Source organism: Natronosalvus vescus, assembly GCF_023973145.1.
GTDB classification, from domain to species: Archaea; Halobacteriota; Halobacteria; order Halobacteriales; family Natrialbaceae; genus Natronosalvus; species Natronosalvus vescus.
On the sequence record NZ_CP099546.1, the window covers coordinates 2,013,223 to 2,034,508 of the forward strand.

Annotated in this window: 17 protein-coding genes; 10 read left to right on the forward strand and 7 right to left on the reverse strand. The window is 48.2% G+C overall.

The window, feature by feature from the left end:
• The first annotated feature begins 50 nt into the window (after positions 1–50).
• On the forward strand, positions 51–1,055 hold the full coding sequence (locus tag NGM68_RS09675; RefSeq protein ID WP_252697885.1) for a tyrosine-type recombinase/integrase: 1,005 nt from the start codon (positions 51–53) through the stop codon (positions 1,053–1,055).
• A 99-nt stretch (positions 1,056–1,154) separates the two neighbouring features.
• On the opposite strand, the gene NGM68_RS09680 is transcribed toward NGM68_RS09675, so the two are convergent.
• Positions 1,155–4,583 carry a tetratricopeptide repeat protein gene (locus tag NGM68_RS09680; protein ID WP_252697888.1) on the reverse strand — a complete coding sequence of 1,143 codons (3,429 nt, stop codon included), beginning with the start codon at positions 4,581–4,583 and terminating at the stop codon, positions 1,155–1,157.
• Between the two features lie 412 nt (positions 4,584–4,995).
• On the opposite strand from NGM68_RS09680, the gene NGM68_RS09685 reads away from it, so the two are divergent.
• Entirely contained in the window at positions 4,996–6,714 is a 1,719-nt protein-coding gene (locus tag NGM68_RS09685; RefSeq protein WP_252697889.1) for a transglutaminase-like domain-containing protein, read from the forward strand.
• A 186-nt stretch (positions 6,715–6,900) separates the two neighbouring features.
• Positions 6,901–7,197, forward strand: a complete 297-nt coding sequence (locus tag NGM68_RS09690; protein ID WP_252697891.1) for a PadR family transcriptional regulator — start codon at positions 6,901–6,903, stop codon at positions 7,195–7,197.
• 163 nt (positions 7,198–7,360) lie between these two features.
• Here the strand turns inward: NGM68_RS09690 and NGM68_RS09695 are convergent, their stop codons facing one another.
• Positions 7,361–7,612, reverse strand: coding sequence for a hypothetical protein (locus NGM68_RS09695; RefSeq protein ID WP_252697892.1), 252 nt, complete (start codon positions 7,610–7,612; stop codon positions 7,361–7,363).
• 197 nt (positions 7,613–7,809) lie between these two features.
• Between NGM68_RS09695 and NGM68_RS09700 the strand changes: the two genes are divergently transcribed.
• Entirely contained in the window at positions 7,810–8,949 is a 1,140-nt protein-coding gene (locus NGM68_RS09700) for a PDDEXK family nuclease (protein ID WP_252697895.1), read from the forward strand.
• Positions 8,950–9,298: 349 nt separating this feature from the next.
• Here the strand turns inward: NGM68_RS09700 and NGM68_RS09705 are convergent, their stop codons facing one another.
• Positions 9,299–10,708, reverse strand: coding sequence for a hypothetical protein (locus NGM68_RS09705; protein ID WP_252697896.1), 1,410 nt, complete (start codon positions 10,706–10,708; stop codon positions 9,299–9,301).
• Between the two features lie 225 nt (positions 10,709–10,933).
• Here NGM68_RS09705 and NGM68_RS09710 point away from each other — a divergent pair, with 225 nt between their 5' ends.
• Positions 10,934–12,409 (forward strand): hypothetical protein, encoded by a 1,476-nt coding sequence (locus tag NGM68_RS09710; RefSeq protein WP_252697897.1) that lies wholly within the window; start codon positions 10,934–10,936, stop codon positions 12,407–12,409.
• A gap of 239 nt (positions 12,410–12,648) precedes the next feature.
• Here the strand turns inward: NGM68_RS09710 and NGM68_RS09715 are convergent, their stop codons facing one another.
• Positions 12,649–13,215: a restriction endonuclease gene (locus tag NGM68_RS09715; protein WP_252697898.1), complete on the reverse strand. Its 567-nt coding sequence runs from the start codon at positions 13,213–13,215 to the stop codon at positions 12,649–12,651.
• Between the two features lie 241 nt (positions 13,216–13,456).
• Positions 13,457–14,512: a hypothetical protein gene (locus NGM68_RS09720; RefSeq protein WP_252697899.1), complete on the reverse strand. Its 1,056-nt coding sequence runs from the start codon at positions 14,510–14,512 to the stop codon at positions 13,457–13,459.
• Between the two features lie 191 nt (positions 14,513–14,703).
• On the opposite strand from NGM68_RS09720, the gene NGM68_RS09725 reads away from it, so the two are divergent.
• Complete coding sequence (locus tag NGM68_RS09725; RefSeq protein ID WP_252697903.1) at positions 14,704–15,018, forward strand: hypothetical protein; 315 nt, start codon at positions 14,704–14,706, stop codon at positions 15,016–15,018.
• Positions 15,019–15,138: 120 nt separating this feature from the next.
• Positions 15,139–15,624, forward strand: coding sequence for a hypothetical protein (locus NGM68_RS09730; RefSeq protein ID WP_252697904.1), 486 nt, complete (start codon positions 15,139–15,141; stop codon positions 15,622–15,624).
• A gap of 258 nt (positions 15,625–15,882) precedes the next feature.
• Here the strand turns inward: NGM68_RS09730 and NGM68_RS09735 are convergent, their stop codons facing one another.
• Entirely contained in the window at positions 15,883–16,563 is a 681-nt protein-coding gene (locus NGM68_RS09735; RefSeq protein WP_252697905.1) for an SHOCT domain-containing protein, read from the reverse strand.
• A 360-nt stretch (positions 16,564–16,923) separates the two neighbouring features.
• Here NGM68_RS09735 and xseA point away from each other — a divergent pair, with 360 nt between their 5' ends.
• From xseA to NGM68_RS09750, 3 genes are all read left to right on the forward strand, one after another.
• Positions 16,924–18,159, forward strand: coding sequence for an exodeoxyribonuclease VII large subunit (gene xseA, locus NGM68_RS09740; RefSeq protein ID WP_252697907.1), 1,236 nt, complete (start codon positions 16,924–16,926; stop codon positions 18,157–18,159).
• 2 nt (positions 18,160–18,161) lie between these two features.
• Complete coding sequence (xseB, locus tag NGM68_RS09745; RefSeq protein WP_252697908.1) at positions 18,162–18,362, forward strand: exodeoxyribonuclease VII small subunit; 201 nt, start codon at positions 18,162–18,164, stop codon at positions 18,360–18,362.
• Between the two features lie 159 nt (positions 18,363–18,521).
• Positions 18,522–19,613 (forward strand): hypothetical protein, encoded by a 1,092-nt coding sequence (locus tag NGM68_RS09750; RefSeq protein WP_252697910.1) that lies wholly within the window; start codon positions 18,522–18,524, stop codon positions 19,611–19,613.
• 71 nt (positions 19,614–19,684) lie between these two features.
• Here the strand turns inward: NGM68_RS09750 and NGM68_RS09755 are convergent, their stop codons facing one another.
• Positions 19,685–20,836 (reverse strand): tyrosine-type recombinase/integrase, encoded by a 1,152-nt coding sequence (locus NGM68_RS09755; RefSeq protein WP_252697911.1) that lies wholly within the window; start codon positions 20,834–20,836, stop codon positions 19,685–19,687.
• Positions 20,837–21,286: the final 450 nt, after the last annotated feature.

Consider the following 21,286-nt stretch of genomic DNA (forward strand, 5'->3'; position numbering starts at 1 on the left):
AATCACCCGACAGCGTCGACCTGTTTTCGTGATCTCCGGAGAATACGATGATGAATTTAGAACCCATCGACCCGGAGACAGCCCTCGAAATGTACCTCGACTCGAGAGAGCGCGAAGTAACCGAAGCGACACTCAACTCCCATCGATCGCGATTGCAGTACTTCACGGCATGGTGCTACGACAATGAGATTGAGAATTTGAACGAGCTAACTGGGCGTGACATCCACCGGTATCGCCTATGGCGACGCAACGACGGCGACCTCACTGCACCCTCTGAGAAAACTCAGATGGACACGATCAGAGTGTTCATTCGATGGTTGGAGTCCATCGACGGGGTTCCCGTTGACCTCTTCACGAAAGTTCAATCCCCGACGCTCTCTGACGGGGAAAATGTTCGTGACGTTCGGGTAGACTCGGAAGAGGCTGACGCGATCCTCACAGAGTTGGCCACGTTCGAATACGCCGGAACCATTCACGTTGTGCTATTGTTGTTGTGGCGTACGATGATGCGACGGAGTTCTGTCCGCGCACTTGACGTAGAGGATTACCACCCCGACGAACAGTATCTTGCAGTCACGAACAGACCCGATACCGGAACACGACTCAAGAACGGTGACAATGGAGAACGATACGTCGCTCTTCGGGAGCAGACGTGTGCCGTACTCGATGACTGGATCGAGCGCCAACGGCCAAACGTGACCGATGACTTTGGGCGTAACCCCCTTATTTCCACTGCGCAAGGCCGAATCCACGTCAATACGATCCAGACGTACGCCTACGCCACTACACGTCCTTGCTTCTGGGGAGAGGGATGTCCCCATGATCGTGATCTCGATGACTGTGATGGCACGAAGACGAAAAACCAAGCGCATGTCTGTCCCTCGAGCAAGGGGCCACACGCTGTCCGGCGCGGAGGAATCACGCACAATCTGAAGGAGGGACGCCCCGAGAAATTTGTCAGCGACCGTGCCGACGTGAGTCCGGATATTCTCGAGAAGCACTACGATCGACGTACAGAACACGAAAAGATGGAACAACGAAGGGAGTACCTCTAACAATTGAGCTTTTCCCTGCTATCTCTACATATCAAATATTAGTGTCTGTGCGAGTATGTGGTGAAGTTATCATGGAATGTATCTCCGGTTGGGATTGGATTAAGAGAGATGTTCGTTGCGCAAGTGGTCTGGTAGTGACTCGCAGTCGAATTCCATGTTGCATGATGAAATAGGGCAGATCTGCATAAAGGTTGGACTTAATCCATTATCAAGCGCAGTTTCATATTCATTGATTGCACGGGCGACTTCTCCTTGTTCAGCTAAATAGGATGCGAAATCTCGTCGAAGGAAGGGGGCAACGGGGGTTTGATCGAGACCATCTTCGTACAGCTCGATCGCTTTTTTGGTTTCCTTTTGCTCGGTCAAAAACGCAGCGAATTTTCCTCGAAACATTGCATCACCAGGGGTGTGTTTGAGACCTTCTTCATACACCTCGATTGCTCGCTCGATTTCTCCTTGCTCGGCCAAAAAGGAAGTATACTTGAATCGTAGCGTTTTGTCGGTGGGAGTGTGGTCGAGACCTTCTTCGTACACTTCAATAGCACGCTCGACTTCCTCTAGTTCAGCCAAAAAGGAAGTGAAGTAAACTTGAAGGTCGGTATCTCCAGGAGTGTGATCGAGGCCTTCTTCGAACACGCCGATTCCTCGCCCGATTTCCCCTTGGTTGGCCAATAAGATAGCAAAATCGGTTCGGAACCCGGTGTCGCTGGGAGTATGTTTGAGACCTTCTTCGTAGACCTCGATCGCTCGTTCGGCTTTCCCTTGATCGGCTAACAAGGAAGCGAATCTTTCCCGGAGGTAGGTGTCTTCAGGGGTGTATTTGAGACCTTCTTCGTAGACCTCGATCGCTCGTTCGGCTTTCCCTTGATCGGCTAACAAGGAAGCGAATCTTTCCCGGAGGTAGGTGTCTTCAGGGGCCTGTTCGAGACCTTCTTCGCACACCTCGCTCGCTCGCTCGCCTTCCCCTTGCTCGACTAACGAGGAAATGAAACGCACTCCGAACGCGGTGTGCCTTAGAATGTGTTTGGAACTTTCTTCGTAGACCTCGATCGCTCGTTCGGCTTCCCCTTGATTGGCTAGCAAGGAAGCGAATCCTCTTCGGAGGTCGGCATCTCCTGGGGTGTGTTTGAGACCTTCTTCGTAGACCTCGATCGCTCGCCCGACTTCCCCTTGCTCTGCCAAAAATAAAGCGAAATCCCGTCGAAGGTCGGTATCTCCAGGTGTGTGATCGAGATCTTCTTCGTACATCTCGATTGCTCGCATGACTTCTCCTTGGTCGGCTAACAAGGAAGCGAAATCCCGTCGAAGGAAGGGGGTGTGTTTGAGACCTTCTTCGTACACCTCGATCGCTCGCTTGACTTCTCCTTGGTCGGCTAACAAGGAAGCGAATCTTTCCCAGAGGTAGGTCTCTTCAGGGGTGTGTTTGAGACCTTCTTCGTACAGCTCGGCAGCTCGCTCTGTTTCCCCATGCTCGACCAAGATATAAGCGAACCAAACTCGAAGGGGAGGCTCTACATAGGTGTGATCGAGACCTTCCTCGAACACATCGATCGCTCGCTCGACCCTTCCTTGTTCCTTTAAAAATTGCGCGAACGAACGCCGAATCGACGTATTGGTGGCTTCTTCTTCTAAAGCTTCTTCATAAATTTCGTGTGCCCGATCAAGTTTGCCTCGCCTCTCGAGATACTCCGCGTAGCTCGCATACACGGATATTGTCTCTCGACTCAGTTCGATAGCCTTCTCAAAGTGAGTGTTCGCCATCGACTGAAATCTTGCTCCAAAGCGGTCGTGATAGACAAATGATTCTGCGAGGAACTGTGCAAAATTAGCGTGGACGATTGCAGGCAAATCTCGCTCTGAATCCCCGCTAAGTTCCCACTCGAGAGCCGAGTCTTGTAAGGCTTCACTCAGCTCTTTCAACTCTCTTTCGTTGCCCTTGAAATCAGGTACTGACTGATCAATCGCTTCAAGACGGAAGTCGTGAATCTGTAGCCTTGTGACTTGGTTCGTCTTCTCCACAAATACCCATCCTCGACTGTTCAGATATTTCAATCCAAGTTCGAACTCACGTTTCCCATCGCACCACTCTGTATAGAGGTATTTGACCGGCGCTGCGGTTAATGAAATATCGAGGCGATCAACAACCCAGAGTGCTTTTAGAATCCGGTAATAGTCGGGCTTCTTGCTTTCTAATTGCTCGCACCTTCTAATCCATGCATTGAGAGCATCTTCAGGTAGGTTGTCAGTGTACGCTGCAGTCAATCTCCCATCTGTTTCATCCCGGACTGTTTTACAGATTGCATCAACATACTCGGGATTTGGAGCGGTCTTCACTACCTGTTGCACTAGTTTTTGACGGACTCGGGGGTTTGCGTCGATATTGTATTGTTTGATAGCTGAGTCGACAAGTTGATCGACACGCTCTTCGGTGAAATATTCGGGGTCGTCAATTTCGGCAGTCTCGAACCCCTTCCAAAACTCACCGCTCAGTCGTTCTGGGCGATCCTGCTCTTCAAACACTTTATCAAATTCTTCACGACGGATCGTCAGTCGAACCCAGAGGTTGTGACCGTCATCTTCTACTTTCGTACGAAGTTTCTGGATGACGGATTTAATTCCGTCGTTGCTATCAGCAAACTTGTGAATGTCGTCCCAGAGGAACAGAACGTCGCCCTCGTAGTTCCGATTGCACAATGGTTCGACATCAGCGAGTGTCCTGAACGACCTCTTTGGAATGATGACCCGGTCGAGATTCTCAGTGTTGATCTCGCCCAACGTTTCCAGAAGAGCCCGAGTTTTACCAGTGCCTGCCCGACCAACTACCAGCAGGTATTGGTGATCGGCAACTGCCGTAAGCCCTGACGGAGGGGTATACGGTTGATAATACTCATCCACAGCCAGCGTTCCAGATGCTCGCTCTTGCCATTCGCTGTGCTGGCGGGTATCAATTTCATGAAAATGCTCATAGCGATCGAGGTATCGGTCGATGAGTTCCAATTGATCACTTATCTGCCTCAGTTCGGTGATAACATCCCTATTGACTTCGTGTTGAAGCCGCTCTGCAAGTTCTGTCCCTTCAATCTCATCTGCAAATTTGTGCAAGGAGTGAGCGTACGCCGTTTCGATAGCTCTCCGTAACACGCCAGATTTGGCGTACTCAGCAGGTAATTTTTGTTCAAAACTGGCTTCTATAGCATTGCAGATCTGATCAACGACCTCCTCTTGAGCTTCGTATGTGATGTTCATCTCGTTTAACTCAAGAGCAATCTTGTCCCAATTCTCGGCAACCTCTTCCAAATGTTCGTCGTCGTTCTCTCGAGCGATGTGACTCACGGCAACTTGCAGTTTTTCGTGGAACACTGTTGCTGTCCGTTCGAGTTCTTCATCCCACTTCTTGCGCTGGCTCTCGCTTTTATACAATTTTTTTGCTGATTCAATAGCATCGCTGACTCCCTTCTCGAAAGCTTTCTCGCCAGTTTTCACAACCAACGGAGCAACAAGAGTTGCACCAACCAACGGATCGACCATTATTGGCTAAAACATCATTCAATCAAGAAGTAATTACTGGCCATCATGTGTGTAACACGGCGTCACAAACCAAAGCCCTCTCGTGAGATTAGTTGGTAAATGATCGGGGAATTCTGTCAATCACCAACTCAGTGGGATAGAACAATAATCTTGCTTGAACGCTCCAGCCAAAGCTATCTCTTAGCGTGTTGACCTCATCTCAGGGACATTATAGGCGAGTTCGCGGTACTTACTAAACATAATTTCGACTACTCCAATCATCAAATTCATTTTCGAGTTTGAAAGGGAAGTGATGAATTAGCTGTCCCACAAGAGCTGGTGAAAAGCGTACGAAGATATGCTACCCACATCCCTAATGATGGTTTTCAAAACAGATAGGAGAATTTATTAGTATCTATCTTTGACACAATCCATGGACAGAAGGGTGTTACTTTCCACGGTTGGTGCGGGAGCAGTGAGTGCTTTGGCTGGTTGTACCTCAATTTTAGACTCGGACACTGAACCCACTGATGACTCGGGTGATGATACGACCGATGATGAGGCATCGGGTCCAACACAAGAAGAGCGCAATGAGAGGTATATCGAGAGAGTGACCAAGGATGGCAAACTCCTCTATGGGCACAACCTCCATGTGACATCAATCAAAGATATTGCACCAAACTCCGTCACTGTGGAACTAAACATAGCCGTCAATCCACTTGCAGACTACGACATTCATGCCCACTACATCCCACTCTCTGAAGCGGCAGATGCAGAGTGGAATATCACAAAAACGACAGAGATTGTCCGTACACAGGGAACGGTGGACTCCCACGATAGTCTCTACGATGATGAGGCACACGAATGGAAGGAAACTGGTACTCTAGCACACTTCCGATACGATATTATAGATGAGAACCCACCCAAACCCGTCTCGAAAATCACCATCCCACAGGAGAGCTACAAAGATAATTCGTTGCTCCCTTATGTAAATGTGCCAATTGGTGGTGATTATCACGTCGGGCCAAGAAGCCCAGTTGGTCGCGTCTTTGATTTCAAATTCGACCTTGATATGGAAATTCCCAAATATGAACCGTTCGTTATCGGGTTCTCCTGGGAAGACGAGTATAACCACTCTCCACGAGGGGGCGAAATCATCACGCAGACCCAGCAAGCGGCTCGCGTTGGAGAAGAGGAATTCATCTATGCAAGCCGCTTTGAAGACCAGGGCGACTGGCTCGAGTTCCGAAGGAAACAAACGTGGGATATGTACGAGTGGCCTGACGTAAACCACTCTAGCGTAGAAGAAACCAAAGACGGGTATCGAATGAAGACCTGTCGGCTCTCCAGCTTCAGTATCTACTCAGAGCGATACCAGGAGTTCCTCGATGAAATCGAAGAACGAGAGATTCGAGATGGAATCTCCATGGGGCATCTTCTCGAAGAAGCCGCCCCTCATTTCACGAGTTCCCCTGTTCAGAATCTCTGGGGTGTTGACGTACAGTTCAGTGAGCAGGAGCTTTCTGACGCAATCCAAACAGCCCAACAAATCGACGTTGAGACGGAAGGGTCATTGGTGAAGGCTATGTCAAACGCGCCAGAGGTCGTAGAGAACCCGATTGTCCAAGAAGTCGCCACACAGATTGCCGACGAGTGCGACCGTCGTGGAGCGAGTCCCGTCGAACAGCTACGGTTCATCGTTGATTTCGTCCAGTTCTTCGACCACAGTTGGGATTTGGGTGGTAACCCCCGAGATGGGGTAGCGTTGGCTCCTGGCACGGCTCACCCCGTGCGGACGTTCTCTCGGACGTATGGTGATTGTAAGGACTACACAGTGCTGATGAACGCACTCTTACAGCAGGATGTCTTCGATTTCGAGACGCGCATCTTCCGACTCCCCGATATCACTACGTTCACTTCGGACACTGGGCGAAGTATAGATGTTGGACACGTCACACCTGCCGTTCGGATGCGTGATATGGGCTTCGAGGATATTAACGAACAGCGACAACTAGGTAGGCACCCACACGTTCTTGTTCCATACCAGCGGGAGATTGATGGGGAGCAGTACATGTATGTCGAGTCGTCGTTCGGAATGCCGCTCGGATACATCCCGCCACAGTGGGAAGGACTCAGTGTTCATGTTCTCTAAAGTCTGACTGAAATAGAACGTCGGATAGACCGTTGACAGTTGATTCTGGCTCTTCGTCAAGTATGCAGATAGATGTTGATCTATAGATTTTACCCCTCCTTTCTCGGTGTAGACACTGTGAAACCCAAGCAGTTGAATTGTATGCCGCCTATTACAATTATCGGATAAGTGCCATACACTAGCATCATGGACGATCTGACGGGGTTCCAGCGCGACCTCCTATACGTGATCGCTGGGGCCGAACGACCTTCAGGCCAAGAAGTAAAGGAAGAATTGGAACAGTACTACAGTAGCGAGATAAATCATGGACGACTGTACCCGAATCTCGATACAGTGGTCAATAAGGAGTTCGTCAAGAAAGGGGAACTCGATCGCCGAACCAACTATTATGCGATTTCAGAGGCAGGCAGACAGCGGATTCAGGAGCGTCGAGAGTGGGAAGCGCAATACGTCGACACGGAGGGACACAAAATCATAGGCTAACATTGTTCAGTGAACACCACGGAGTCTAACCTTTCTGGGATTTGTTGCCAGGTACTCGTTGTAGAACCCCTCTGTCTCTCTGAGGTCGTGACGGATGTTGTGAAGATTGTTCCAGAGGTCGTTACTGTGACTAACCTTCCCTACCAAATGTTGTTCAGCAGCGTCAAGATCGGCATACGTCGCCTCCGGTTGAACTCCGCAGGATCGTCAGCCAGTCGGTAATCCATGGGGCTTCCCACAGCTTGATGAACGGTCTCAGATCCTCCTCCTTACATTTTTTCGTGAACCGATCAATCCTCCTGTTCACGCCACCAACCTTACTCTCAAAGGTACTATCTGCAGTTATCTTCACATCAACTAGTCCGAATATCCATGCCGACTTCATCTTGGCGTCATACTGTTCTTTCTTGCTCATCTAGACACCATGAGGCTTTGCCTCAAACCCGCCGAGGGAATTGTATCGGTGCAAGACGTACACAGCCCCCATGAGTAGGGGGACGAATGAGGTGAGCCATGCATAACACCTATGGATCAGTCAGAAGGGGGTGGGTTATCCCGAGATTCGAATACATAGGCACAAATTCTTATTTATGTTTAGTTTTGATATGATGCATGCGTGCTTATGAGCTACTCGAAGGGGAAAATCCGGTAGAGAGGGAGATCAGTCCGTTTCCGACCGAGGAGAAACTAGAACATCTTCTGAATCGAATTCCCTCCCTTCTACTCGACGAACAAATACTCCTGATTGGCCGACAGGTCACTGTTGAAACTGGGACGCTCGATTTACTGGGGATTGATAAATATGGGAATGTGGTCGTATTTGAGTTGAAAAAAGGTGAGAGTGGTTCTGGGAGTGCCTCTGAAGCATCTATTCTCAGTCAGCCCCAGCAGTATGCGCAAGCTCTTCAGTGGTTCACGTATGACGATCTCGATCAGGTCTTTGCAGAATACCGTACGGAATCACATACAAACGACTGGCTACCGTCGTCCGGTCTCGAGCAGGAGTCTTTGGCTAATGCATTCAATACTTTCTTTGGAAGACCGGTGAAGCCGGAAAACTTCAATCAATTCCAGCGAATGGTCATTGTGGCTGAAGAGGTCACTGATCAGACAGCGGCAAACGCACGGTATCTTCGCGACGAAGGGCTGAACCTCCAGTGTGTCGAAGTACAGCGGTTTCGACTTTCCAAAAATGAGGGCGAGTCCCCAATACTCGTCGCCTCGACGGTCGTCGATTATGACAACAAGCGGGTGCAACCACGAGGTGATCAAAAACCAAACTATGCAACGACCAATGAAGCGATTATCACTCGAGCGTTCGCTCAATTCAAGGATATCACGAAAGCGCCTGATCCCGAAGACCTGTTTCCCAAAGGGTTTGATTGCCGCGAACCAAGAATGCGATCACGGCATCCCGGTCATCCAGATCCAGTTCGTTACACACTCCGTGTGAGACCTCTCGAAAGCAATAGCGTGTGGATCTCAATTGATATCACTACTCGAGGATTGGATATCAAGGAAGTCAACAAGGACAAATTAGCGGATCATATTCGGACAGCGGAAACACGCTTTGAAGATGCTGGCTTTGAGGTCAGTCACAAGCGTAATACCTTCAGAGTCGTCGAGAAAGAGTGGCCTATTGATAATTTGTCCGAGATTCGGAATGAGGCGTTCCTCAATGAGGTTGCAGAACAATATGCAAAACTAGTGAATATTGGCCATGAAGTAATGCTAGATAGTGATTTTCAATGATACAGCAAACTACTTCGGCAGCAGTCAATTTCACCGAGAGCCAGACTCTGGGGCAGAAGGCTCAGCACTGTGAGTGAGTTGGATCCGATCTAAACAACGTCAAGGCGTTCCGGGTCGCTTATTGTGTTTGGTACTCGGGCTGCAACTCGTCTCGTCGCTCTTCGGTAAGTTAGCTGGTGTTAAACGGGTAGTTCATTCGCGCTCATACGAAATGAATCGAGCCACCGAGCTGCATACGTCCTCTGTATCCAGCAGGCTGTTCCTATCACCGATTGAGGAGTTCAACAGACCCCTAAATAGAGTCTCTGTGGAAATTGAACGAGATTCCTGACTTTTTCCATTTGACAGCTCAGACCAATTCGAGGGGTTCGGTGTCGATTGAAACCGTGTTGTCGATTTCTTGACTTGCCATATAGATGTTCTTCAGCCTCTCTTGATGGAGAATCACAACCCCCTTCTCTTCAAAGTCTTCTACAACCTCTTCGTTCAGACTCTCTGGTGACTGTGGTGTAGCAATACATGGTGTAAGCATACGGATCGGGATTGATTCTGACTTTTCAAATACATACTCTTGTACGCTATCGAGAGCATTTGCGGCTATTGCTTGGCTTCGGTCAAGAAGCGACTGTTTCTCCGAGATCCCGGCATTTGTACATTCGACGAATAGAATCTCGGAACTATCTGGTGCATACGCAATTATGTCGATTTCCTGGTATCCTCGGCTGGAATCTTCATGTGACCAATTTGGAATATTGTACTTCCCTTCTCCGTACATTTGAACCTGATACCCCGCTGTACTCAAGAGATTGAGAACGGCAAACTCAAAGGCATCTGGTTCCTCCCCCTCAAGATAACTGACCATCTTATCTCTCTGGTCGTATTCGTTCAGAATCTGAAAGCGTGGATTTGCCTGCAGAACGTCGATTGGCGTATATCTAATCATATCCAACAACTCGTCGTCGAGATACAGGTTCACGTAAATGTGTTCAATGTCATCTAACTCGAGATGCTGAGAAAATTTGAGACGGCCATCATCCACCGTTTCCAGTCTATCGGCGTCAATATCAATTCGGCTCCCTTTGTGCTGCCCATATGGTCGTTGTGGTAGTAAGCTAACGAAGAAGTCATCTACAAGCGGTTCAGGAAGAACGATTCTTAACCGATCGTCTGCAAGACTGTAATCAATACGAGGATCCGCAAACAGCAGGATCTTTGGGTCATCTGCCCTCTTTGCAAATACGTATTCGAAGTAATAGTCTTGGCACCGACCTGTATCATAATATGGTTCTACTGCTCTTTTTAGTAGGTCGTCGACCTCTTTTCGTTTAGTCGAGTACTGGTTCTCTTGTACTTCTGAAAGGGGGATATCAACTACGGTGTTTATCTCTGTTACTGGTCTATCTTCATGAACACGTGATTCCTCCAAACTCGTCTGAAAGTACCCACTCGTATTGTGTGAATGAATCTCCGTATCCAATTCGATGGTTTCGTCTGTAGTTTGAATATTACCTTCAACAATCTCCTCAAGAAGTTCGAATGGCGAAGAGGTTACGACCTCGTGGATCGTAAAACAACTTTCACAGTATCGAACCTCACTCTTTTCCTTTTGGGATTCAGATGAAAAAACCAACTCACCACTGGGAATCTGTGTCCCGTCATCAAGTTCTATCGTTGCAATTCGGAGAGTAGCAGATTTCCAAATCCCATCGAACAACTCACGGTAATAACCAATCTCATCTGGGGATTCAATATAGGTCATCAGTTAGTCTCCTGGTTCGACACCCTATGAAACTTCAGTTTCTTGAATATTGACCAGGGATAGGATGTACCAAGCGGTAAACTCTGGATGTTCAGATTTGACGAATCGGTTCTCTCAGACTGAGATTTCGGTGATGCTGCCTCCCACACCATGCGTTCCTTTACGGATTGTGTCGATGGTTTCTGCTGAAATCATCTTGACGGCGCTCTTGACCGTTCCCAACAGATGGGTCTCTTGGAACACTCTCTCCTCCACAGATCATTTTCGGGTGAACCTGCAGCGTGGATTCCGAAAAACCTTGTCAAAGAAATGTTTACATATTATCTATTCTTTGGAGGAATCATGCCAAGTTTCACGTCACGGCGTGCATTTCTTTCAACTGCCCTCATCGGAACACTCGCGGGTTGTGCGGAATATTTTGGAGATGAAGAAGAGGGAACAACCGCCAACACCAATACCGACATGGCTGCCGAGACTGATGTTTCTCAACCACAGACATTAACAGACGAGGCTCGTAAACACACAATCTCCGTTGATACAGAACCTTTCGAAGACACCGGTATTGGTTTTGAGTTGCCAGCATCGCACGTTCGAAAGTATAGTTACGAGTCCATTGAGGTTCGAATTGAACCAGATTCCCCTCTCCTTGGATTGCTCGAGAGTGAGACAGAGTATGTAATTGAAGCACTCATTCTCGATTATTCTACAGGGGAAGAAGTTGGGCATGGAGAGTCTGAAAAGTTCGTTCCAAGCGAGCTGAACGAACCAACTCATGTAGCTGTGGAGACGGTGTTCTATGTACCCATCCCGGAAAACGTGGTTACTTACTATCTGGTGTATCGAGAAGCATCACATCCACCAACAGTTGGTCGGTTTTTAGGTGAGCCGCTGATGGCCACAAACCCATTTCGAGTTACTGAAGAGGGTATCGAACAGGCAACCCCAGAACATGAGCGGGAAAGTAAGACCATCGACTACAGAGATCTCTCCACACAAGAGTATCACCCTCCAACAGGAACCTATTCACGGATAAACGTTGAGGGTGGGTATCTCGTCTATTTCTCACCGGAGACACCATCTTGGGCACCGAAAATCCAGTCAGAAATGCCGTTCTACATCCCCAAGATGACTTACGACAAGTGGAAGAACCAAGACCGCCCCCGAGTCCCAGAAAGTGCAGCAGAGCGGACACGCTACATCACAGAGTCGTTTGAAATTGGAATGGGTAACCATATTGCAAATATTATTAATAACTCAGGATTCCAGCAGGGTGTTCGTTCACCGGAGGAACTGCTCGAATACATCAGTACCTTTGTTCAAAGTCTTCCGTATGCTCTTGACTCAATCAGTACGGGATATGCAGATTATTCGCGGTACGCTTCTGAGACTTTAGTAGACGCCCAGGGAGATTGTGTAGATACGTCGATTCTATTAGCAGTGGCCATACTCGGTGGCCCATTGATGGCAGACGTAGGATTGTTTTCGTACGACTCAGATGCAACGGGTGCAGATGCAGGTCATATTGCTGTTGCTGTAAATCCAGAGAACTTTTCGTTAGATGGGCCAACTTTCAATACCGGTTCGGGAAGATACCATTATATCGAACCAACTGCGTTTTGGCGGCCTGGTGAAGTTCCTTCTCAGCTCCGTTTTGACCAGGGAGCCTTCCACGAGATTCAAGAACCGGAAGGTGGGTTTTAGACTCCACAAGGGTGTCGGCTTCGAGGTACTGTGGAACGTCAATCTGACTGAACCAGATGTTCGCATTGTCCCAGTTGCGGTGTTGATTGTCCGAGGCGCGGGACAGACTAGTGAAATCCGGTTTTAGTGAGTATTTTGGGCGTGATTAGTGATTCACTGGGTATGTGAAATGCAATCGATACGCAGCAAATCTTCGACTCCTTCAGTACATATCTCGGTATGCAACTAGCCACTGCCCTCTACCGCTGATCGTCAAATTCTTTCGCTGCCTTTTCAATGTCATCACTCCATATCTTAGAAACCGACTCGGTTCTTTCTGGGTTTATATGTTTCATGCTGATAGATGAATTTGGCTCGGGTTCGGCAGGGGTTTTCTTCGGCTTCGTTTTACTGTCGTTGCTAGTACCTGCTTCGGTTGCCGTCTCAGACGGAAATAGATCCTCGAGAAGGCTTTTGCCCTCGCTTTTCAACAATTTCACCAGTTCCAGTCCGTTTACAGTCTCTACATCGAGATCTTCCGCTAATTTTCTCGCCTGTCGCGTATAATTCCCCGTTGTAACGATAGCAACCGTATTGACGCTCTCTTCCTGGTCATACAACGTTCTGTACTCACGAATCTTCTGGCTCCCTATCTTATTTCCGTGTGAGTACTTCTTCGTCTGTATCAGCTGTGTTCTTTTAAACGGGTCTTCCTTCGATGCGATAACGTCAATTCCTCGGTCTCCACTTCCTTTCACCACCTCCGTATCATATCCCATCTCGCTCCAAAGATTCCCTACTAATCTCTCAAATTCATACGGACTCATCGACAATAATTTCGTTAAAACTGTTACATTATCGGGAACAGATCTCATTCTCCTATACGAATATGTCCTACAGAACAAAACTATAAATCAGTTACTTGGAAGTTCACCACTACGAGTGAGGAAGGCTACTCGGATCTCGGAACGTGCTGCTGATTTCTCGCGGACTCTCGGCTTTCATCTGCGTCCATGAACACGACCTGAGGTCAAGCGGGCTACGATCTGGAAAACGAGTTCCTACGGTTCAATTGAAGTGTTCGTTGATCTCGTCTTCACTCACTTCCGCCACCACCTGCACCCGATCGTCGTCGGTCACAATATCAAGCACTTCGCCGGTGTCGCTGGGCATGAGTTCTTCGCGAAGTTCGTCCTCAGAGGGCACTTCGCCTTCGGGATACAACGCCGCGAACCGCGCTGCTGCCGTGTCACCGCCGACACCATCCTCGGAATCGGGAAGCACCAATGTTCCGATGAAACTATTCACGCTCTCGAATATTGGATTGTCCTCGATGTTTAGTGTGTCTTCATCCTCCTCTTCACCAGCCTGCAAGTCCTCTTCTTCAAGGCCTTCAACACGCCAGAAACCTGTTGCCATATCCGCTGGGCCAGTACTCTCAAAGAGCCACTCACCGTCTTCATCGTCCACAATGCGCCCCACTTCGTTAATTCGGTTGTCGAGGGCATCGTCAAGGTTGCTGACGGCTTCCTCGTGATCCTCAACACTCTCTGGGGATATGGCAGCCACGATGGCATCCTCAGAAACGGCGTATGCGAGTTCCTCCGTGCCTCCACCCGCTTGCCCTTCAAACACAGTGAAGCCATTGGCCTCACGCTCGTCGAACCCCTCAGCGTACTCGTTTGTGAACACCTCGGGATCGTACTCTCCATGGAACACAAACGTACCCTCGGTCATTGTGAGTGCCTCAGTCGCCATGCCATCTGGTTCATTCTCGCTACCGAGCGTACCGTGCCAGGGGTAGTCCCACAATCCAAAGTAGAACCATAATGCCGTTACCATGAACCCGTACCCTGGAAGGGTGAGCAAAACGTCCTCGACATCCTCCGTGGGTTCATCGTCTTCTTCGTCGTCGGCCTCGTGAAGATGCCGGATATTGAGGTGACCAAACAGTACGAAGTCGTTCGTGCGCGGGTCGTCCGGCGGCCACGCACTGTACGCAGGAATGTCGTACGCGGAAAATTCGGTGGCTTGCTCTGCGTCGGGGTTGCTCCCAAGACAGCCTGCAAACGCTAGTCCGCTTGCTGCAATGGTACTCGCCTGGATGAAGTGCCGACGTTCCATATGCTCCTGTCCACGGATCTACATATAAATGGGAGGCCGTCCGCACACTAATCTGTCATAGACTGCCATTGATATAGGTGCTATTCGTGTAAAACGGCCATTCGAGGCGACCACCATTCGTTCTTGAGGAATTTCTACAGGAAAAAGAGTTTCCACCTCAATTTATCAATTACCTATACTTAGTATGGAATATGTCTCAGAGAGACATTCCAAGTCAGTACGAACGCCCTGCGCTTTCTCAATCTGAACTATCTGCCAGAATCAAGGCGATGGAAGTTGGTGACGAAGTCGTTTTTGGAGACAGAAAAAATCCGCTTGAGGTAGTAGAACATAATGCAGAAGGAAATAACATCGTCGGGGTTAGGATCAAAAGTTCATTCGATGGGAAAGACCCTCGTGGCGTATATCACATCTTATCTTACGATGGTGATTACTACCAAAGCAGTTCAAATATCGCTCGACGGAGCTTAGAGTGGGTCATGAACGTTACAGCAGAGCGCCATTGAACCTAGCTCAAGTCCGAGCATGTTTCTGACTTTAGGCGCTTCTCGGAAGGGCATTGGAACGTCTCTCATTTGAATTTGATCGGACGTTAGATTGAAGATGCAACAATTAGGATTATCTCCATGTCAATTTCCGAACCAACACAGGTCTCAATACCAGACTGGGCAGATTCTATCCTTTCGGGCCATTTACTCGAGAACGAAAGGCCAATAGCTAGTTATGATGAAGAGGATCTTGCAATCATAGTTACAGACCGTCGCCTATTTTCAATCACTCAAGAGTACAATGATGTTCATGTGGATTCAACTCACTTACGAGGGGATCATATTATCGGATCAAATGTTTCAACTTCTGAAGATGAGGATGCTGCAGGGGGAGGATTAATTCTATTGCTGATTGGGGGTGGTTTAGCATACGTCGGTGATGGGCTTGTTTTCCTATTAGGGCTGGTTCTCGTTGGATTGGGTATTTTTGCTCTTATTGCACCACCTGAGAAGAATACCACTATCGAGATTCAAACTACAGACGAGCCCATTCAATTCGAAATTCCAGAAGATGCAAAACACCTTGGGCAGACAATTTCCAAGGTTGTTGGCGGAGATATGTGATTCGGAAACGGTAGTGAATCGTCATTCTGAGTTGGAAAGTTCTGGTATCCATTCCGCCTTCATATCACATTGAAGTGTAAATGTGGTTGGGCGACACTGATTTCAGCGCCCCCTCTACTGCGATTGGAAGGCAACCCTATTCCACTTCATTCTCTCAAAATAATTGCGGACACCCCCCGTGTCTGTCATCTTCTCTACAGCTATAGACGGATAGTTCTTATTTTCTCATGATGGTTGAGAACCGCCCCCGATTGATAGTTAGATCCTTTTTAACAATTCACTCTTCTTCTCCTGAAACTCTTCACTAGTTATGATATCGTCATCACGCAATTCCTTCAATTCACGTAATTTCTCAGTCTCGCTTGATTTTGATTCCTTAGCTACCTCAGAATCTTCGGTACTAGCGGTTGTATTACTTGAAACTTCGTCCGGGCGTAATACTATCTTCTCGCGATTCCGTCGCCGAGTTGCCTTTTCGTATGCATAGTTTCCTGCACCAAATGTCCATAGGCCAGTAAATAACGCGACTACACTGTGGCGTCCAACTCCGCCACCCTTTGACGAGTACATAACTACACGTTTGTTCTTATTATCAATCTCAGCAATCTTCCAACCAGCTTTCTGCCGATCTGCGGCTTTTTGTCGAAGATTTTTGTTTGTGATCTGTTGAGGCGACAGTTCTTTTGATGGGTACCCAGGGAGTCCTCCTTCCCGTTCAAAATCACCCTTTGTTTCTTTTCTTGATCCACCATTAGAAGAATTCTTCACCCCTTGTTGCTTTCCCTTTTCAAACTCACTCGCTACCTTTCCAAAATCCATATTGATGTAGAAGTTATACATTAGCAGAATGATGAACGTCACAAATGAATAAACTATGAACGCTTCTCCATCAAATATGAAGTATAACACAGTGATGCATGATAAAAACACAAGTGCCATCACCTTTCCACTTGCTTGATAATTTTTAAGAGTAGACGGTCTCTGGTTGGTCATTGTAGTTCGTGTGTAGAAATATGATTTGTCTAATATTTCAGGATTGTGGGCGGCATCGGTATCTTATTTTACTTAGCGGTCTATCGATTGCACTTCGAAATTAATCCAGTAGTATGATTGATGGACGGTGGAATGACGAAATGAACGGGATAGGATTCCGAGCAATCCTGGAAAGCGATAATGGGTAAACGCAATCTCTGTACTGATTATCACCAACTTCCCAGTCTGTACCATATCTGTGCCCTGAACCCAGCCCAGTCAACATGGCAAGAGTCTTTTTCTACCTGTAAATGAATCGTAGTATCGATGGGAGTTGACTCAGGTTCGCACGACGATAACGACCAAACCCAGAGCCTTGAGTCCCTACGAGAAACCCTAAACAGCGAGTCGATCACTTTCGTCGACACACTCAATACACAAATCAGTGAACTCCTTGAGAACGTGCCGAATCTCCAGTACGAGTACGTTGTCGGTGACGTTTCCGATTATGGCATCTCTGGAAACGGGCACGCTCATTTCGATTTGGTGCATAACGGTTCGAAAATCCACTGTGTGATATTCCAGTATCAGCTTTCGACGATGGATGTTGAGGTCGAAGATGGGACACAGATGGCCGTTAAAGGCGACCTCTCATACTATGATTCCAACGGGAGTGTCTCATTAATCGTTCAGCATTGCGTGCCTGTTGGTGAAGGGAAATATGAGCAAATCTACCACAAGAATCGAACAATACTTGAGGAAGATGGCCTCCTGAATGACGATGAAAAACAACCGTTGCCCACGTTGCCACGATGCGTTGGTGTCGTCACGAGCGCCGACAGTGATGCTCGAAAAGACGTAGTGACGAGCTTGCATGATCGGTATCCTGATCTGGATATTCTCATCCAGCATTCCACAGTCCAGGGCAAGGACGCCATGCTCTCGATGATGCAAGCGATCAGCCGACTTGACGATAATGCTCGAGTCGACGTGATCATCGTGACCCGTGGTGGGGGTTCAGAAAAGGATTTGCGGGTGTTCAACGAGACGCCGCTTTGTCGCGTGATTTTCGACACCAAGACACCAATAGCCGTTGGCATCGGCCATGAAAATGATCGGACACTTGTTGATGAGGTGGCCGATCTGCGAGTGATGACGCCCACCCATGCAGGTGAGGTTGTCCCAAAAAAAGAGGCTCTTGAGAGTGAGTTAGAACTGAATCGGAAGCGTCTGGCAAATGCGTACACCCGGACGACTAGAGAGCGTCTCGACTCCTACACAACCGATCTCGAGAAAGGGTATCAACAGCTAACAAGAGACCAACTTGGTGCGTTCGAACGTGAACTCGATCAAGCCTATGAAACAACGGTTTCACAGCAGATTACGACGTACGAGAATCGACTAGAGAACGGCCTCGACCGACTTGAACAGCAGAAAACCCACGAACAGGCCCAGGCTGACGCTCAAGAGAAGTTCGAACGAGAGAAGCGACGGCAGCGTATCGCCATTGCCGTCCTAATTGTCCTCCTCCTCGGCTTGCTCGGCTACATATTCATACTGTAACCATGACTGATGACACTGACTCAGAACAAGAGGTATCGATCGGCGAGCAAACAGCTCGACTGGAAGAGATAATCACCACGTTAGAAGATGGCGAGGTATCCCTCGAGAGAGCGCAGCAGTTGCACGAGGAGGGGCAGACGATCTTAGCGAGGTTGGAAGATGACCTCGAGGTCGGTGATGGGACAGTCAAGGTCGAAGAGTGAACCACTATACAACCTCATCTGATTTTCCGGTTCTTGTTCCCACCTTCTAGCCATCAGCCGACAGCTCGGTCTTTGCCTTTCCAATAATTCCTCAATACTTCTGTGAGACAAAATTGACAATGCTAATGACATATCGTGGGAATTGTGTTGTCAATTATCATGCCCACTCTCAAACGGTACCAGAACAAGCCTGGATACTATATTAATGCAGGAATTGATGGCCGTGTAATCACGTACCAAACCTCGCCTAAGGCGAGACAACTCTTTGACGGACTCGGATTCAATCATGGGAGTTCCATTTCCTGGAAAATGATCCAAGACTTGCAGAGTCGTGGGGATGTTTACACAGGCGGTTCTGGAGTAGAGTCGATCGATACTGACGATTCGATAACTGGCCTATCGTCGGAGCAGGAGAAGATATATGAGATGTATCTTCAGTATGATTCGCTCCAGCGATCTACCGTCAACCGTGTCGATTCTATTTTCCACAGCCTTGATGACGCTCTCTCGAGTAACGGCCTGAAAACGACGATCCATGACTCACTGATAGCTCACCCAATTGAAGGTATTCTTCACTGCTTAGAAGCTTTGGCCGAACCACCTTACCCTATTACGAATTTCGACCTCAATGGGCCTGATCTCGTTCTCGAGTTTACTGTTGAGGATAGTGCAGTCCTCTCTTTTCGTGATGTTCGATGGACGGATGTCGATCACGATTTTGAAGGGAGTGTCGAATATAAGACAGCAGAGGGAACTGATGCGACCTATTCAGTGAAGGACGGATATTTCACCGATTGGGCAATGGCGGATGGAAACCACTGTGAGACAGACGATTGGGAAAAAGCGCACAAATCTGCGTTCAATGCTGACTTTGGAAGGAGGAGAGGGTTAGGTTTCAACATCTCTAATTGGACAGAGGTCGTTCGAAAACTCTTCTTATTCCTCAACCACTACGATATCCGCCCTTATCGCTCTGCACATAGGGGACTTTGTTCACTTCAGGAACTCGAAGGCAAGCATATCTGGGTCACAGCTAATCACACAACAGCAACCCAATCAAGCGGCCACTTCGTTATCACTGACGAATTGGCAGATCTCCATCCAATCGGTGTAAACGAACTTGGCGACTACCTTGTTGAGGTTGGTGAAATTGACCGAAAGAAGGCTTCGGCACGCCCTGTACCACTGATTGCCGGTTCCGATGACTTGCATTCTGCCACTAATAAAAGCCTGATAGCAGTTGATACCTAAGCGGTCAAAGTCTGTAGTTTGACAATCAGGGGGTTCGGGTTTGGGTTCAGCAGGCTCAGCACTTCAAAAGGCTATTCACCTCCATACGCTGGGATGTGACACAGATCCTTTAACCGCGCTTTTCGGCGCTCCTCATTACTCCTCTCATCATAGTGATCTTTGATAACCGAAGGCGAAGCATCACAACGCTCACTGATCACTTCTATATCAACTCCTTGATTAGCTAAATGAGTAATATAGCCCTTCCGAACCGCTTTTGGGGAAGCGTTTTCTTTACAATTGTGCGCTCGGTCAGTATAGCCTAAGCACTCCTCTGGCGATAGTCCGCTGGGACAGATTCCTTCTGTAACACACGGACGAGTGAGTTCGTAACAATACTTCCGTATCGTCGATAATCCGATTCGGCCTGTTCCTGGCGCTAAGAGTGGTTTGCGGCCATATTCATCGATCACATCATTACGGTTGTGGCTAATGTAATTATCGAGAATTTCACAACAGGTGCGAGTGATTGTCACATCTCGTTCCCCGTCTTTCCCATTTTTCAGACGAACACCATCCTCGGGATCGTCACCAAACGATACTCCTGTCTGGGGATCATCTCGGAATTTTAGCACCCCTCCCTGACCATTCCGTTCGTAATGACAGACATCCAGCGCTCGAATATCGCTGGGTCGGCACCCTGCCTCAGCCATGAGCGTCATTACGACGTGGCGGGTGGTAGCATACTTGAATTTGTCTGCATACTGAAGCGATAATTCCGCATTCACGGATTTGAACACTTCTTTCCGCTCGGTTTTCTTCCCATTATGATCGGGTTTGATTTTGGGAATGTCGACTTTCTCTGCTGTCCCGCGTTTGATGAACTCCCTGTTTTCACACCAACGGATAAACCGCCTCACCGCCTTCATATTCTCTCTGAGCGTATACCTGCTGAGTGACCCCTCTGCATCGTTGCCTTCTCCTTTTCGCCAGTTGTAGAAGTCCTCATTCAACTCTTTCCCGCCGATTTCGCCCAGTATTTCATACTCTCGTTTCTGACACCATGTGACAAAGAACGAAAGGACAGTCCGATAACTACTGACTGTTGACTGTCGAATCTCCTCGCTTCTTCTCGTCAAATAGCGCTCTACGGCCTCATCGGGGGAAATTTTGAATAAATGCTCCTCAGGTACGTACCTTTCGAGATGATCATTATCGCTGTCCTGATCCTCAGCACTCGACATGGTACTCACCCCCAAATGTGAGGTTATCTTTGTTCAGGTTCAGTTCCTGCGACTCGTCGACGGTTGAGGAAGCTGACTGGTTTTCAAACTGTTCATCATTGCTAGATCCACGGGTATCGATGGTAGACAGAACCGTGTTGATTGGTTTGCTATTCATTGTTCTAGTGGCTCATCGTGCGAGAGATGACTGGGTGCAGGATTACGCGATGCACCAAGCGCGGCCGTTTGGACGGCGAAATGGGAATCCAGTCTGATTAGGTAGATTCAGTCTTTTGTGTAGTTGAGTCCAGTCTTTTCTACGGACTCGTGCCCCCTCTCGCAGAGGTTCAAGCTAACCTGAACTACCAACCTCCATACTTAAACAAGTTTCATCGAGAATATCTCTGCTAGTGTAGCCGATCCCTTGATCACACCGCTACTAATGTGGGTCAATACAAAATCGATAGTTGA

Excerpts from the sequence above, each read along its gene's own strand:
- NGM68_RS09755 (WP_252697911.1), bottom strand. The coding sequence starts at position 20,836 with ATGTCGAGTGCTGAGGATCAGGACAGCGATAATGATCATCTCGAAAGG.
- NGM68_RS09730 (WP_252697904.1), top strand. The coding sequence starts at position 15,139 with ATGTCAATTTCCGAACCAACACAGGTCTCAATACCAGACTGGGCAGAT.
- xseB (WP_252697908.1), top strand. The coding sequence starts at position 18,162 with ATGACTGATGACACTGACTCAGAACAAGAGGTATCGATCGGCGAGCAA.
- NGM68_RS09725 (WP_252697903.1), top strand. The coding sequence starts at position 14,704 with ATGTCTCAGAGAGACATTCCAAGTCAGTACGAACGCCCTGCGCTTTCT.
- NGM68_RS09750 (WP_252697910.1), top strand. The coding sequence starts at position 18,522 with ATGCCCACTCTCAAACGGTACCAGAACAAGCCTGGATACTATATTAAT.
- NGM68_RS09695 (WP_252697892.1), bottom strand. The coding sequence starts at position 7,612 with ATGAGCAAGAAAGAACAGTATGACGCCAAGATGAAGTCGGCATGGATA.
- NGM68_RS09690 (WP_252697891.1), top strand. The coding sequence starts at position 6,901 with ATGGACGATCTGACGGGGTTCCAGCGCGACCTCCTATACGTGATCGCT.
- xseA (WP_252697907.1), top strand. The coding sequence starts at position 16,924 with ATGGGAGTTGACTCAGGTTCGCACGACGATAACGACCAAACCCAGAGC.
- NGM68_RS09705 (WP_252697896.1), bottom strand. The coding sequence starts at position 10,708 with ATGACCTATATTGAATCCCCAGATGAGATTGGTTATTACCGTGAGTTG.
- NGM68_RS09720 (WP_252697899.1), bottom strand. The coding sequence starts at position 14,512 with ATGGAACGTCGGCACTTCATCCAGGCGAGTACCATTGCAGCAAGCGGA.
- NGM68_RS09715 (WP_252697898.1), bottom strand. The coding sequence starts at position 13,215 with ATGAGTCCGTATGAATTTGAGAGATTAGTAGGGAATCTTTGGAGCGAG.
- NGM68_RS09710 (WP_252697897.1), top strand. The coding sequence starts at position 10,934 with ATGGGTCTCTTGGAACACTCTCTCCTCCACAGATCATTTTCGGGTGAA.
- NGM68_RS09700 (WP_252697895.1), top strand. The coding sequence starts at position 7,810 with ATGCGTGCTTATGAGCTACTCGAAGGGGAAAATCCGGTAGAGAGGGAG.
- NGM68_RS09685 (WP_252697889.1), top strand. The coding sequence starts at position 4,996 with ATGGACAGAAGGGTGTTACTTTCCACGGTTGGTGCGGGAGCAGTGAGT.
- NGM68_RS09735 (WP_252697905.1), bottom strand. The coding sequence starts at position 16,563 with ATGGCACTTGTGTTTTTATCATGCATCACTGTGTTATACTTCATATTT.
- NGM68_RS09675 (WP_252697885.1), top strand. The coding sequence starts at position 51 with ATGAATTTAGAACCCATCGACCCGGAGACAGCCCTCGAAATGTACCTC.
- NGM68_RS09680 (WP_252697888.1), bottom strand. The coding sequence starts at position 4,583 with ATGGTCGATCCGTTGGTTGGTGCAACTCTTGTTGCTCCGTTGGTTGTG.